General features: G+C 67.5%; 14 protein-coding genes. 4 read left to right on the forward strand and 10 right to left on the reverse strand.

Translation table 11 applies throughout. The annotated features are described in order from the left end of the window. Positions 1–348: 348 nt before the first annotated feature. On the reverse strand, positions 349–1,659 hold the full coding sequence (tyrS, locus tag AC1U2B_RS06010; RefSeq protein ID WP_260942213.1) for a tyrosine--tRNA ligase: 1,311 nt from the start codon (positions 1,657–1,659) through the stop codon (positions 349–351). A gap of 38 nt (positions 1,660–1,697) precedes the next feature. Beyond that, positions 1,698–2,309: a DNA-3-methyladenine glycosylase gene (locus AC1U2B_RS06015; protein WP_260942212.1), complete on the reverse strand. Its 612-nt coding sequence runs from the start codon at positions 2,307–2,309 to the stop codon at positions 1,698–1,700. 69 nt (positions 2,310–2,378) lie between these two features. On the opposite strand from AC1U2B_RS06015, the gene AC1U2B_RS06020 reads away from it, so the two are divergent. The 3 genes from AC1U2B_RS06020 to AC1U2B_RS06030 are packed head-to-tail and all read left to right on the forward strand — an operon-like array spanning position 2,379 to position 4,509. Further along, complete coding sequence (locus tag AC1U2B_RS06020) at positions 2,379–3,143, forward strand: ABC transporter ATP-binding protein (protein ID WP_480216081.1); 765 nt, start codon at positions 2,379–2,381, stop codon at positions 3,141–3,143. After that, positions 3,077–3,895: an ABC transporter permease gene (locus tag AC1U2B_RS06025; protein ID WP_480216082.1), complete on the forward strand. Its 819-nt coding sequence runs from the start codon at positions 3,077–3,079 to the stop codon at positions 3,893–3,895. The genes AC1U2B_RS06020 and AC1U2B_RS06025 overlap by 67 nt, the downstream gene beginning before the upstream one ends. Further along, positions 3,892–4,509 carry a TetR/AcrR family transcriptional regulator gene (locus tag AC1U2B_RS06030; protein WP_480216083.1) on the forward strand — a complete coding sequence of 206 codons (618 nt, stop codon included), beginning with the start codon at positions 3,892–3,894 and terminating at the stop codon, positions 4,507–4,509. Before AC1U2B_RS06025 ends, AC1U2B_RS06030 begins: the two co-directional genes overlap by 4 nt. A gap of 1 nt (position 4,510) precedes the next feature. On the opposite strand, the gene AC1U2B_RS06035 is transcribed toward AC1U2B_RS06030, so the two are convergent. The 3 genes from AC1U2B_RS06035 to AC1U2B_RS06045 form a co-directional block, all read right to left on the reverse strand. Next, entirely contained in the window at positions 4,511–4,717 is a 207-nt protein-coding gene (locus AC1U2B_RS06035) for a Trm112 family protein (protein WP_043986897.1), read from the reverse strand. Between the two features lie 6 nt (positions 4,718–4,723). Then, complete coding sequence (locus tag AC1U2B_RS06040; protein WP_043399360.1) at positions 4,724–5,155, reverse strand: hypothetical protein; 432 nt, start codon at positions 5,153–5,155, stop codon at positions 4,724–4,726. A 61-nt stretch (positions 5,156–5,216) separates the two neighbouring features. Next, complete coding sequence (locus tag AC1U2B_RS06045) at positions 5,217–8,198, reverse strand: acyl-CoA synthetase (protein ID WP_480216084.1); 2,982 nt, start codon at positions 8,196–8,198, stop codon at positions 5,217–5,219. A 143-nt stretch (positions 8,199–8,341) separates the two neighbouring features. On the opposite strand from AC1U2B_RS06045, the gene AC1U2B_RS06050 reads away from it, so the two are divergent. Continuing rightward, positions 8,342–10,138 (forward strand): ABC-F family ATP-binding cassette domain-containing protein, encoded by a 1,797-nt coding sequence (locus AC1U2B_RS06050; RefSeq protein WP_480216085.1) that lies wholly within the window; start codon positions 8,342–8,344, stop codon positions 10,136–10,138. Here AC1U2B_RS06050 and AC1U2B_RS06055 read toward each other — a convergent pair. The 5 genes from AC1U2B_RS06055 to AC1U2B_RS06075 form a co-directional block, all read right to left on the reverse strand. After that, complete coding sequence (locus AC1U2B_RS06055) at positions 10,128–10,493, reverse strand: DsrE family protein (protein ID WP_043399369.1); 366 nt, start codon at positions 10,491–10,493, stop codon at positions 10,128–10,130. The two genes, AC1U2B_RS06050 and AC1U2B_RS06055, sit on opposite strands and share 11 nt — an antisense overlap. After that, positions 10,490–10,888: a nuclear transport factor 2 family protein gene (locus AC1U2B_RS06060; protein ID WP_480216086.1), complete on the reverse strand. Its 399-nt coding sequence runs from the start codon at positions 10,886–10,888 to the stop codon at positions 10,490–10,492. The genes AC1U2B_RS06055 and AC1U2B_RS06060 overlap by 4 nt, the downstream gene beginning before the upstream one ends. Before the next feature lie 52 nt (positions 10,889–10,940). Beyond that, complete coding sequence (locus AC1U2B_RS06065) at positions 10,941–12,500, reverse strand: HD domain-containing phosphohydrolase (protein WP_480216087.1); 1,560 nt, start codon at positions 12,498–12,500, stop codon at positions 10,941–10,943. Between the two features lie 26 nt (positions 12,501–12,526). Then, positions 12,527–12,859, reverse strand: coding sequence for an HNH endonuclease (locus AC1U2B_RS06070; RefSeq protein ID WP_051955058.1), 333 nt, complete (start codon positions 12,857–12,859; stop codon positions 12,527–12,529). A gap of 136 nt (positions 12,860–12,995) precedes the next feature. Further along, a complete protein-coding gene (locus AC1U2B_RS06075; RefSeq protein ID WP_480216088.1) occupies positions 12,996–14,429 on the reverse strand; it encodes a tetratricopeptide repeat protein in 1,434 nt (477 codons plus the stop codon). Positions 14,430–14,434: the final 5 nt, after the last annotated feature.

Below are 14,434 nucleotides of genomic sequence, written 5' to 3' on the forward strand. Positions count from 1 at the left end.
CAGAAAAATCCGATCACAAACAAAAGACACCAAACAAACTGGCATCAAAAAAACAACCACACCCCACAAACGGGAAAACAAGAGGTGCAGTCAAAAAAACAACAAACAAAAACCACCAAACACACTATTGAGTTCTCAAACAACACGCCCGGCCTGACCGCGCAACAAACCCGCGGCTTAAAAGCCGCGGTCCGTGTGCGGGCAGTGAGGAACTCCCAACTTAATGGGTGTTACTCTCGGATTTGGTCTTCGCTCTCCGGCGCTTGTCCGTGTCGCTCTGACCTGGAATAAGTTACGGCAGGGCTAACAGCGAGTCAAATCGCCAGGTCAGCGGGCCGTTTCCCCTGGTCACAGGGGGTGATTCCCACTGGTCAGGCCCGTAACCCGCCGAACCCCCGCGATGTGGCGCTTGCCACGCCGCAACACCAGCCAGCGATCACCCAGAAAATCCGTCGGCTGTGGTACCCACTCGTCGCTTTCCACGCGTGCGTTGTTGACGTAAACGCCGCCCTCGGCGACCGTCCGGCGCGCTTCCCCACGACTCTTGGACAGTCCCGTCGCCACCAACAGGTCGGTGATCCCGTCCGGACCACCGGGCGCCAGCTCCGCGACCTGGCCATTACTGGCTTCGGTCAGTGCCGCGGCCAGCGTCGATGCGTCGAGATCCCGCAGTTCGGCACGGCCGAACAGCGCCTGACTGGCCAGTTCGACGGCGTCGGTCGCGGCCTGGCCGTGCACCAAAGTGGTCAATTCCCGAGCCAGCCGGCGTTGAGCAGCCCGTTCGTGGGGACGCTCCGCCGTGGCGGTCGCCAGTTCGCCGAGTTCGTCGGCGGACAGGAAGGTGAACCAGCGCAGATAACCGACGACATCCGCGTCAGCCGCGTTCACGAAGTACTGGTACCAGGCATATGGGCTGGTCAGCTCGGGGTCGAGCCACAAATTGCCGCCACCGGTCGACTTGCCGAACTTCTTGCCGTCAGCCGAGGTGACCAGCGGAACCGTCAGCGCATGTGCCGTCGCACCCAGCTTCTGACGCACCAGCCGGACGCCCGCGATGATGTTTCCCCACTGGTCGGAGCCACCGATCTGCAGGCTGCAGCCGTGCTTCTTGTGCAGCTCGACGAAGTCATTGGCCTGCAGGAGCATGTAGCTGAACTCGGTGTACGAGATGCCGTCACCTTCGAGTCGCCGCTTGATGGTGTCCCGGTCGAGCATGACGTTGACCGAGAAGTGTTTGCCCAGGTCACGCAGGAATTCGATGGCCGACATCGGACCCGTCCAGGACAGGTTGTTCTCGACGATCGCGCCGTTGCCGGAGTCGTTGAACTCGACGAATCGCTCGAGCTGGCCGCGAATGCGTTCAGACCAGTCGGCGACGGTATCGGCGGTATTCATGGTCCGCTCCCCGTTGTCCCGGGGATCGCCGATCATGCCGGTCGCACCACCGGCCAGCACGATGGGACGATGCCCGGCCTGCTGGAATCGCCGCAGCGTGAGCAGGGGAACCAGGTGTCCGGCGTGCAGGCTGGGCGCGGTCGGATCGAAGCCGGCATACAGAGTGAGCGGCCCATCCGTGGTCGCGGCGGCAAGCGCTTCGCGGTCGGTCGATTGCGCGATCAGTCCGCGCCAGTCCAGTTCATCGAGGATGCCAGTACTCACGACGTCGATCTTCCCCTATCGCAGGTCAGCGGCTGCCATCAGTCACTATCCCCCGGTGCGGCCGCCCGGGGACTGCGCCGGTAGGCCGAAACCTCCGGAGTGTCCGCCAGCCAGAATCGCCACGGCCGGTCGGCGGCCTGGCTGACGCCGACTCGCGGCCCGGCACTCCCCTCCTGCAGTGCGTGCAGTTCCAGCCGAACCGGGGATCGTCGATCCATCAGGTCAATACCGTTGTCCGACAAGGTGATTCCCAGCGCCTCGCACAGATTGCCGGGTCCGCGGGCGATCGCGGCCGGCGTAACGCCGGCGCGTCGGCGGCCTTGGGCGGCACCACAGCCGTCGATGACGCGGGCCGCACGCAGCAACACGGCACCCGCCACCCCGTCGGTGCAGCAGACGACGTTGGCGCACACGTGAATTCCGTGACTGCGGTAGGTGTACAGCCGGCCGGCCGGTCCGAACATCACCGCACTTCGAGGTGTCGGGCCGCGGAACGAGTGAGCTGCCGCATCCGGCCAGGGCCCCGACGGCGGGCCGCCGTAGGCCTCGACCTCCACCACCGTGGCGACCACGTCGCGGCCGTACAGCGTGGCTCCGAGCAGGCGCCGGGCCGCGGTGACCGGGTCGACGGCGAGTTGCGCGGCGCTCATGGCCCGTCATTCTGCCCGCTCGAAGACTCGCCGTTGACATGTCCACGCCGCGAGCGGATTATTCATCCTATGATGAGTTCATCGAGTGATGAATTAATGGATCATGCCCCTGACGTCGCGATTCGAGTCGACAGCCTGACCGTCGTCCGCGGTAAGCGACGCGCGATCGACGAAGTGTCCCTGCAGGTGCGGCGCGGCAGCATCACCGGACTGCTCGGCCCTTCGGGCTGCGGCAAGACCACCCTGATGCGCTCCATCGTGGGTACCCAGATCATCACGAAGGGCACCGTCACCGTGCTCGGGAAACCCGCCGGATCAGCGGAGCTGCGTCGCCGCGTCGGCTATGTGACGCAGGAGCCGACGGTCTACAACGATCTGCGCGTCATCGACAACGTGCGCTATTTCGCCGCATTGACAGGCTCCGGCAAGACCGCGGCCGACGACGCCATCGCCGCCGTCGGGCTGCAGGATCACCGAACCGCGCTCTGCGGCAACCTATCTGGCGGCCAGCGGACCCGGGCGTCGCTGGCGTGTGCGCTGGTGTCCAAACCTGACCTGCTGGTGCTCGACGAACCGACCGTCGGGCTGGACCCGGTGCTACGCGTCGACCTGTGGGAACAATTCGACCGGCTGGCCCGCGGCGGCACCACCCTGCTGGTGTCCAGCCATGTGATGGACGAGGCCGACCACTGCGGGGAACTGTTGCTGATGCGCGAAGGCCGCCTGCTCGAGCACACCACGCCCACCCATCTACGAGAGGACACCGGATGTTCATCGCTGGAGGAAGCGTTTCTGACCATCATCAGGCGCAGCACCGCGGCCAAAGCCGACTGACGTTGCAGCCCTATCTGGCCACCACTGCCCGCATCCTGCGTCAGCTCGCCGCCGACCATCGCAGCATGGCGATGATCCTGGTGGTGCCGAGCGCCGTCATCACGTTGATGTACTTCATGTTCGACGATCTGCCGCACCGGCCCGGCACGCTGTCGCCGTTCAACAACGCCTGCCTGATCCTGCTGGGCGTCTTCCCGTTGATCGTCATGTTCCTGATCACGTCGATAACCATGCAGCGCGAACGGGTTTCGGGCACGTTGGAACGAATCCTGACCACTCCCCTGCGCCGGCTGGATCTGCTGGCCGCCTACGGATCGGCGTTCTCCGTGGCCGCGGCCGCGCAGGCGACGCTGGCCTGCCTGGTGTCGTTCTGGTTCCTCGGGTTCGACACTGCGGGCAGCCCCGCGCTGGTGTTCCTGATCGCGATCATCAACGCCGTGCTCGGCGTCGGCCTCGGCCTGTTGTGCAGTGCGTTCGCGCGCACCGAGTTCCAGGCCGTGCAGTTCATGCCGGTCGTGATCGTGCCGCAATTGTTGTTGTGCGGCATCATCGTTCCGCGTGAGATGCTGCCCGACTGGTTGCGGTGGATCAGTGACGCGCTGCCCGCGACCTACGCGTTGGAAGCGCTCCGCGAGGTGGCCGACCACGCCGAGATCACCAGCACCACCGTGCGGGACATCGTCATCGTGATCGTGTTCGCGGTCGTCACCCTGTGCCTGGCCGCCGCGACCCTGCGCCGTCGGACCCCATGACCGCGACGCAGCCGCGGCCCCGCCGCAAGCCCCCCGGCCGTCCGACCGGACCATCGGACACCAAGGAGACGATCCTCGCCTGTGCGCGGGAGCTGTTCGCCCGCAACGGATTCAACAACACCTCGGTGCGGGCGATCGCCGCCGCCGCGGGCGTCGACGCGGCGCTGGTGCATCACTATTTCGGGACCAAGCAGCAGCTCTTCGCAGCCGCGGTACACATTCCCGTCGACCCGCAAATGGTGCTGGGACCGCTGCGGAACACCCCCATCGAGGAACTCGGGCACACCCTGCCGGCACTGCTGCTCCCGATCTGGGACTCCGAACTCGGCGTCGGATTCATCGCGGCGCTGCGCTCGATGCTGGCCGGCGACGACGTCAATCTGATCCGAATCTTCCTGGAAGACGTCATCACCACCGAAGTCGGTGCGCGCGTTGACAATCCACCCGGCACCGGACGAATCCGGGTGCAGTTCGTCGCGTCCCAGCTGATCGGCGTGGTGATGGCCCGCTACATCCTGGAGCTGGAGCCGTTCAAATCGCTGCCGGTGCAACAGATCGTGGAAACGATCGGCCCCAACCTGCAGCGCTATCTCACCGGCGACCTGCCGGGCTGAGCTACCGCTGGGCGGCGTCGATCAGTCGCTGGTGCTCGGCGTCGTCGGTGATGTCGACCGCCTCGTCGATGAGCAGCACCGGGACCCCGGCGTCGATCCGGTACGCCCGACGCAGCCGCGGGTTGTACAGGAATTCGTCCCCGACCAGCAGCAGCTCACCGCGGTCCTGCGGGCACACCAAAATCGCGCGCAACGCTTCGTCGATCATCGTGCGCTAGCCACCCAACGGAATCTGCGAGCCGCCGGTGCCCGGCACCAGGCCAGGCGGCAGGCCACCCGGACCACCGATGACGATGGGGTTCTGCGGCTTCGCGCCGGCAGCACGGGCCTGATTGCGCTTCTGGAACTTCACGGTGTCCTGCAGCGCGTGGATCAGCGGTACCTGGTTGGGACGATCGTCAAGGGCCGCCTGGATATCGGCGAGGTTGCCCCTCGAGGGACCGAAGCCCTGGGCGCGCAGCTTGAGTGCGGTGTGCAGCAGCTTCGAGAGGTCGCCGCCACTGGCACCGATGTCGTACTCGGCGTCGAGGTCGTCGAGGACATCGGCGTGCGCCGCGGCAGGAGTGATCATCATGCCGGCAGCCACCGCTCCCGCCAGAATCGCGCCGGCAACACCGTGCCGGCGACGGCTGGTGTGTGACGTCATGCGTCCTCCATTCGATATGACCAAGCGCAGCCTAACAGCGCTGACCGGCACCGGCAGGCTGTCACGACAGACTGCCGTCCCCGGTCAGCTCCGCGTGAGCGGCCGACGTGAACTGCACGAACGAGTCGGTGTCCACGTCGAACTGCCACGCGTTGTCCGACGACTCGGGCACGCCCGCGGTACGCAACTCGGCGAGAACCGGGCGATATGACGCGTTCAGCGTCATCTCCGGCACCACGTGGATGAGGTCCGGCACCACTCCGACCGGCAGCTCGATGAGCGCCTCACGGAGGTCGGCGGCCAGCACGCTGCCGCCCGGACGCAGGCTCAACGCCGTGACGGCCAGGTCGCGATCGCCGACCGGCACGCGGTAGGTGACGGCGATGTCGACGGCGTCGAGGCGGCCCAGCGCATTGCCGACCTCCTTGCCGAACACCGGGCCGCGTGGGGTGCGGATGACCGAGCGGCGGTTGTCGACCATCCAGTAGTCGCCGTCGTCGTCCCGGCGGAACAGGAACTCGGTGGACACCCAGGTGTCGCCCGGCGCGAAGACGCCGCGCTTGACCGACGCCGTCGGGTCGACCGGGCCGCGCGGCTTGGCCAACAGCACGCCGACCTCGTTGGGCTCGGCGATCGCCACGAAACCCTCATCGCCCTCGAGGATCAGGTCGTCGTCGACGTCGTAGGCAGCCAGCGCGATCTGGCCGCCGCCCGGCAGCGGACGGCCCTCGCTGCCGATCTTGAGGCCCGACACGTTGGCCAGCACGGCCTGACCGTCGGTGGTGGTGAAGAACTCCAGAACGTGTGCGGGCTGGAACGCCTCTTCGACACGGCGCCACAATCCGGCCGGCATGCCTGAGCCGATGAACAACCGCACCGGGTGAGTGCCGTTGAGTACGAACGACGGATCGTCGATGACGTCACGCAGCATCGCCCAGGTGTAGGACACCACGGTGACGCCGTACTGCCGCAGTTCGTGCACGAAGCGGTCGGGCCGCAGACCGCGGGACAGCGCGATGCGGGCACCGCCGACGACCGCGCCGCCGAGCGACACGAGCAAGCCGGACTGGTGGTGCAGCGGGGTCAGGCAGTAGACGGTGTCGCCGCGGCCCAGGTTGGCCGCCGAGGCGGTGCCGAATGCCGAGAGCGCCCAACGGAAGTTGGTGATCTGCCGGGCCACCAGCTCGCCGCCGACGTTGGCGAACGCGACGTACGCCAGGTCCTGCGCGTAGCCCGGGTTGGGCCGGTACCAGCCGGGCAGCTCGACGACGTCGGGGTTGATCTTCTCCATGTCAATGATGAAGTCGGCATCGCCGTTTTCGTCCAGATGCAGGTCGCGGTTCTCGCCGCCACCGAGCACCAGCACGCGGGTGCGCAACCGGCGGGCGGCGTCGAGATTGGCCGGGTCCGAGATGATGTCGGTGACGCCGCCGAGGCGGGCCGCCACGGCCAGGTCGGCGTCGGGCGGCATCAGCACTGCCACCGCGCCGAGGCGCGACAACGCCGCGATGGCGACCAGCGCACTGGGCCGGGTTTCCATCAGGACGCCGACCCGAACACCCTGCCGGACACCGACTTCGATCAGTCCGCGGACGACGTTGTTGATGCGGCGATCCACCGCCTCGTAGGTGTGCACGCGACCGTCGAACAGCAGGAATTCACCGTCCGGCGCGCCCTCGGCCTGCTCACAGATGATGCGGCCCAACGAGATTCGCGTGTGGTCGTTGATCTGACCCAATCGGGCCAGACGAGGCAGGGTGCGGACCGTCTCGATGGCCAGCGCCCGCGTGGACTTGCCCGCCGACACCACGGCGTCGGCCGCGGTGCTGGCCAGGGTGAAGGCCATCTCGGTGGCCGCCGCGGCACCGTGCGCGACACGGGTCGCCAGCGGCACCGACTCGCGCGGCAATTCGGACTGCAGCGGCATCGGCACCACGTCGGCCGGCATCGGCCCGCCGGCATCGAGCCATTTGACCCACGACGCCACCGTCGGCCAGCTCTGGCTGGCCGCCTTGGAACCCACCACGAGCCCGAAATGCCCGACGCGGATGAGGTATTCGTAGACGTCGGCGTCCTGGGCGGCCCGCTTGATGCCGCGCACCGCGGCGGGCTGACCGATGTCGTCGACCTCGCCCACCACGGCCAGCACCGGGCAAGTGATGTCGGCCAGCGTGACCAGGTTGCCGTGGATGGCGAAACCGCCGGTCATCATCCGGTTGTGCGCGATGAACTGCTTGAGCAGCTCGGCGATCGCCGGCCCGGACCAGGCGATCCAGCCGTCGCTGGCCAGGAAGCGGCGCTGTTGCTCACGCGGCAGCAGGGCCTCACGGTCGTGCAGCTGGCGCAGGAAGTCCAGGCGTGATTGCGCGGTCTTGATCGGGTCCAGCATCTGGAAACCGTTGCGCGCCAACCAACCCGGGATGTTGAGGCGGCTGAAGACATGGTCGGCCATGAAGTCGGCGACGTTGGTCGCGAGGCCGGCCGGCATGTTCATCGGCAGTGCGGCCAGGGTGTCCACCGGCGAGCCGAAGGCCACGATGCTGGCCAGGTCGCGGGACTGCCGGTAGGCGGCGGTCTGGTAGGCGAACATGCCGCCCTGCGAATAGCCGGCCAGGTGCACGTCCTTGCCGGTGGTGGCCTTGACGGTGTCGATGGCCGCGCTGAGCCCCACCACGTGATCGGCCAGGTTGCGGTCCATACCGCCCTCGACCTGATCGGGTGAGCCGAAGTCGATGACCCACGGGTCGAGTCCCGCGGCATGCAGGATGCCGACGGCGCCGTCGTCGCGCGTCACATCCCACATGTCCGCGGACATCATCATCGGGTGCACCATGAGCACTGGCGAGCCCGCCGCGGCGGCACCCGGGCGGGTGTCCGGCGGGAAGTAGCGCCGCAGCCGGTACATCGGCACGCTCTCGACGATCTGGAACGGCGATGGCACGGCACCGGTCTCCAGCCCGCCGTAGCGAAGCACTTCCAACCCGTTCTGGGCGGTAGCCACCAACCGCTCCACTGGAGCGGTGATCGCTGAAAAGTCCACCACCGGGCACTCCCTTTTGGTCAAATAAGTACAAATCCGCTGATTACGTCGCCATCATGGCACAACGCGCTGGTTACCTGGCGGTTGTGGCCTTGCTGTTGCGGTGAGTGCGGACGCCGCTGCGCACCCCATATGATCGGCGCCTGATGGCGCATCTATTGGGGGCCGAAGCCCTGCATCTCGAGTTTCCGACCCGTGTGGTTTTCGATTCGCTGACGGTCGGGATCGAGGAGGGCGACCGGATCGGCATCGTCGGCCGCAACGGCGACGGCAAATCCAGTCTGCTGGCGATGCTGGGCGGGCGGCTGAAGCCCGACTCCGGCCGGGTGACGGTGCGCGGCGGCGTCCGCATCGGGATGCTCGACCAGGCCGACACGCTCGACCACACCGACACCGTCGGGCACGCCGTCGTCGGCGACGTCCCCGAGCACGAATGGGCCGGCGATCCCCGCGGCCGCGACGTCATCGCCGGACTTCTGGGCGACCTCGACTGGAACGCGGTGATCGGCACGCTGTCCGGTGGCCAGCGCCGCCGCGTCGCGTTGGCCCAGCTGCTCGCCGGCGACCACGACGTCCTCATCCTCGACGAGCCGACCAACCACCTCGACGTCGAGGCGATCACCTGGCTGGCCGCACACCTGAAGAAGCGGTGGAGCGCCAACGCCGGTGGCTTGCTGGTGGTCACCCACGACCGGTGGTTCCTCGACGAGATCTGTACCGCCACCTGGGAGGTGCACGACCGCATCGTCGAACCGTTCGAGGGTGGCTACGCGGCGTACATCCTGCAGCGCGTGGAGCGCGACCGGCAGGCGGCCGCCAGTGAGGCACGACGGCAGAACCTGGCCCGCAAGGAACTCGCGTGGCTGCGCCGCGGTGCGCCGGCGCGGACGTCGAAGCCGAAATTCCGCATCGACGCCGCCAACGCCCTGATCGCCGACGTCCCCGAGATCCGCGACAAGGTGGCGCTGCAGTCGCTGGCCGTGACCCGTCTGGGCAAGCAGGTCGTCGACATTCTGGACGCGTCGGTGACCTACGGCGAGCGGGAGGTGCTGCAGGACGTCGAGTGGCGGATCGCCCCCGGCGAGCGCACCGGCATCCTCGGTGTCAACGGCGCCGGCAAATCGACGCTGCTCGGACTGATCGACGGTTCGGTCGAGCCGACCGGCGGCCGGGTCAAGCACGGCAAGACGGTGCAGATCGCCACCCTGACCCAGGGTGTGGAGAAGTTGGCCGAGCATCTCGACGAGCCCGTGCGGGTGGTGCTGAGCCGGCTGGCCACCACTTACGCATTCGGATCCGGTTCCAAGGCAACCGAACTCACGCCGAGCCAGCTGCTGGAACGTCTCGGCTTCGCCAGCGCCCAGCTGTCCACGCCGGTCAAGGATCTGTCCGGTGGGCAACAGCGCCGGCTGCAACTGCTGCTGATCCTGTTGGAGCAGCCCAACGTGCTGATCCTCGACGAGCCGACCAACGACCTGGACACCGACATGCTGGCCGCCATGGAGGATCTGCTGGACTCCTGGCCCGGCACACTGATCGTGGTCAGCCACGACCGGTACTTCCTGGAGCGCGTCACCGATCAACAGTTCGGCATCCTCGGCGGCCGGCTGCGGCACCTGCCCGGCGGCGTCGATGAGTACCTGCGGCTGCGCGCTTCGCACGCGGCCCAAACCGGTACCGCCGCAGCCAAACCGGCCGCCGTGGTCTCCGAAGGCCTATCGGGTGCGGAGCTCCGCGCCGCGCAGAAGGAAATCACGGCGATCGAGCGGCGACTGGAGAAGCTCGCCGGCCAGATCGACACCGCGCACCAGCGGTTCGCCGAGCACGATCAGGGCGATTACGAAGGGCTGCAACGTCTTACCAGCTCGCTGAGGGAGCTCGAAGGCGAAGTGACCGAGCTGGAGGAACGCTGGATGGAGCTGTCCGAAGAGGTCAGTAGCTGAACGTGGTGGCCGGCTCGTCGCCGATCCACTGCCACAGTGGGATGGTGCCGCCGAGGTCGGCATTGGCCACTACCCTTTCCGCCTCAAGCCCTTTGGCGTTGAAGCAGATCGGGCAGATCAGGAACTTGCCGCCGGCGGCTTCGTAGCGGGCCATCAGGTCCGGCAGCGGCGGGCAGCCGTCGCACGCGACGCCGAGCGCGAACCCGGGTTGGGCGAGCCGCACCGCTTCCTTGGTCAGGAACATCATCGTGGGGTGGCCCTGTTCGGCCGCGCCGACAGCCACCAGCAGCGCGATGGTCACCTTCTCGGCATCTTCCAATCCGGTGGTGAGGCTGATTGCCACTTTCGAGCTCATGAGCGGGTCTCCTTCTGTTCGGGCTGAAATCCTGAGCACAGCAAGTCGATTGAATGGATACGGTCGTCGGCGGCGGCGAACATGCGCTGTTCGACGAGCCTGACGACGGTCGGATCCCCGGGCGGTGACGTGCGGACGCGCCAGCTCAACGCGACGCGGTCTCCGACGCGGCCGACGGAGGCGTCGACCAGTTCGAAGTTGTCGGCGCCGAACCAGTGCCGGAACCGGCCGACGGTGTCGTCGACTCCGGTCACGTCGACGAGGCCGGGAGGGATCAGGGCGCGGAAATGCACGTCGGGATCAAGGCATTCGGCCAGCGAGACGAAATCCTGGCCGGCGAACGCCTCCAGGAAGGCGCCGGCCACTGCCCATCCCGTGTCGGTGTCATTGCTCATGTATCGGTTCTACGGCCCGCGGCCGTACCGGCACATCGGGTGAATGCCCGATCTATTCGGCGGCGTTGACCAGCCCGTGGCGCATCGCGAACATCGCGGCGGCGCCGCGGGTCGAAACCCCGATCTTGGTGTAGATGTGTTCGACGTGCGTGCCGACGGTTCGTGGCGTGATCGAAAGATGTTGGGCGATCTGCCGATTCGACCGGCCCCGGACCAAGAGCTCGAGTACCTCGAGCTCGCGGCCCGTCAGCCCGGCGACCATTTTGGGCCGACGCGTGATACGGCACCCAGCCGCCGTCAGCACTGCACCGACCGCCGCGCCGTCCAGCCGCCCGGCAGTGACCTCGGCGTGCATGGCCGCAGTGCGGTCGGCGTCGGAGGACGCGACCCGGTGTGGACGATCCTGGCCGAGGGCCTGATAGACCGCGGCGGCGGCGAGCAGCCGGGCGGTCGCGGGAATGGCCGTGCCGGTCAAGCCGCGCGGGTAGCCGCTGCCGTCCATCCGTTCGTAACTCGCGGCGGCGACCGCGCCGATCTCGCACAGCCGCGGCTGGCGGCACAGCACCCGTTCGGTGAGATACGGGACGGTGCGGACGCGTTCGCGTTCGGCAATGGTCAAGGGGCCCGGCTTGTTCCAGATGCCGGTCGATACGCCAATGGCCCCGATCCGGTGCACTAGGGCGGCGCGCTCGGCGAGGGCGACGTCGTCATCACTGAGTCCAGCAGTTCTTGCCGCGGCCGCGGTGAGTTCCGCGACTCGGCGCGAGTAACCCAGGAACCAGGGCGATTTCAGGTCGGCGTAGTCGGCGAAGACGCGGAGCACGGCGGTCAAGTCAGCATCGCGGATGGTGCCATCCAGCGGCGCGCAGCCGTGGATCACCGAGCCCCAGGCGTCCACGGTGTCCAGTCCCCCGAAGATCTCGTCGGCGCGGTCGCAACACAGGTCGACCAACTCCGGGTCGAATTCGGTTTCCCGTCGGCTGCGCAGCATCTCCAGCGCGGCCTCGACGCCACCAGTGCGGTGGTGCACCTCGGCGTCGTCGGCGATATGCACGACGCGCATCACCGGTTCGATCTCCGTGCCCCGCGCCCGCCCCGGCACGCCCTTGCCATCCCAGCGCTCGAAGGCGTCCAGCAGGGCGGCCCGGACCGCGGGAGGCAGGTTGAGCCGGTCGGCGATGTCGCTGGCCGTCTGGCAGTGGCTGACAAAGAGTTTCGGCATATCCGCGACGCCCTGGGCCAGGAAGCGCCCGACCATGGTGATGCGTTGCAGCGCCGGTTGGCCTTGTGCGAGGTGCCCGAGCAGAAACCGCGCCATGCCGGGCCCGACCTTGTCGACCTGGTAGCTGTCGGCGCGCATCTGGAGGTCGTCGCCGAACCAGTGGGCCAGCTCGTGCGAGTCGGCGACACATCCCATCCAGGCCAGCAGCGATACGTAGAAAGCGGCGGCCCGATGCTCGGGCGCCATCCCCGCGGCAGCAGCCAGCCGCGTCGCGATGACCGTCTGCCGCAGCACATGCTCCTGCGGCTGCCCCAGGCCCAGATCGGTGGCCAGGGAGAGCGAGGCAATCAGCTCAGCCAGCCGCACGTCGGGCGTCTGGGTACCGGCCATCGGGTCAGCGTAGGCGCCGGGCCGCGTCAGGATCCGGATTCGGCCTGACTGGAGTGGTCCGCGGAGATCTCGTGGCCGACCAGTTCCCTGGCGATGGTCGCTTTCCTCAGCAGAAACCTGCCTTCGTCCAACTTCTTTCGGCGCAGCCAGCCGGTGACCTCGGCATTGCACTTGCTCGCATTGCAGGACCGGCAGGCCGGCACCACATTGTCGAGCGTGTACCGCCCACCGCGAGAGATGGGCTGTACGCAGTCTTTCTGCAGATCAGCGTCCTGCGCCTCGCAGTAGGCGCAGCCACCCCAAACCTGTTGCAGGACAGCCCATTGCTGTGCTGTCAGGTCGTGGTCGACCTTCGCCATCCGACGTTTGCGACGTCTGGCGTACACCGCGGCGCGGCTGCGAGTTGGCACCGCCCGAGCCTACGGCCGCAGGCGGGCTCAGCCGTGCAGGCGGGTCCGCAAACGATCGGCGGTGTCGCGCACAGTCACGAGTTGCTCAGCGACCCGGCGTGGGCGCTGGGTAGGTCGGCAGGGGGCGCAATGGTGTGAACGTCGGCACCTGAATTTTGCCGGGCGACAGCGGACCCGGCTGATACTCGAACTCGACGCCCGCCGCGCGCTGTCCACACCAAAGCACCAGCGAGAAACAACCCGCGAGAAACAGCGCTGCCAGGAGGAAGCCCAGCCACCGCAGGCCCCGACCGGCCAGTGCGACGACGTATTCCGCGCACCGAACCCCGAATACGATCGGCAGAATCATCAGGGCGAACCACAGCGCGCCGGGCTGCGCCGCCAATCGGTAGCACGCCCAGCCCACGCCGATCGGCAGCCCCAAGCCCAGCAACCACACCAACCAGTAGCCGGACTGCTCATCCAGATGGTTACCCAGATTTACGTCGCGGTCGCTGCGCAATCGGCCGACGGTCACCAGCACGTGTGCAAGTCCCGCAACCAGGCACGCGGCGATCAGCGTGTAGTACCCCAGGCGTACTCCGGCCGGGCTCCATCCGACAATGAGCAGCACCGGCGCCATGCTGGCGATGATTGCGGCGAAGGCGGCCAAACCGATGCCGGCCAACGCAATTGGACCGCGCCGCAACCGTCGGACCAGGTAGCCACGGGGCAGCTGCTTGCGCACCCGGTGGAACACTCGAACCCAATGAACGATCAGCGGAGCCATCAGCACCGGCGCCAGATGGCGTAACACCGCCGGAGACACCCACGCCGACAACAGGATCACGGCCAACGCATAGATCCACACACCACTGGCCAACCGCGCGATGGTGCCCCACACGGTCTGGGCCAGGGTGTGCCGCGCTACGTCATGGGTGGGGTCCTCGACCAGCACCGAGGACAACCCCTCCACGCGCTCGCCGGTGAAAGTCCGGGCCGCCGCGGCCTCGGTTTGCAGGTCGGTGTTGGTCGGATCCAGTTCCAGTCCAGCTGCGATGAACTGTGCGACGCGGGCGTCACCACATCGCCGCGCCACGCGTGCCGCGGCCAAGAACAGCTCAGGGTCATGGGATTCGAGTTCCAACGCGCGATCCATTGCCGCCACCGCTGCGCGCCGATCCGGCGCCTGCGACAGACACGTCGCCAGCAGCATGTGCGCGTCGGCGTCATGGGGGCTCGCCGCCACGGCCCGACGCGCGAACCTGACCGCATCGCTGGATTTGTTGACCGTGAGGTGCACCCGCGCCAAGACCTGCAACGCGAACAGCGATGACCCGTGGTGAGCCAGCACCGACTCTGCAGCGGTGCGCGCCCGCTCCAGATCCCCGGTGTTGTACGCAGCGACCGCGAACGCTTCGAGCAGCGGGCCGTCGTGTGGGTGCTCGGCAAGAGCGGACGACAGTAGGTCAGCCGCGGCGTGCCACCGGCCGACGCCGGAGAGCAGTCCGGCCCGCTGAACCACCGCCTCGGCGTCCACCGACA

The organism is Mycolicibacterium sp. P4_G11 (assembly GCF_056555145.1).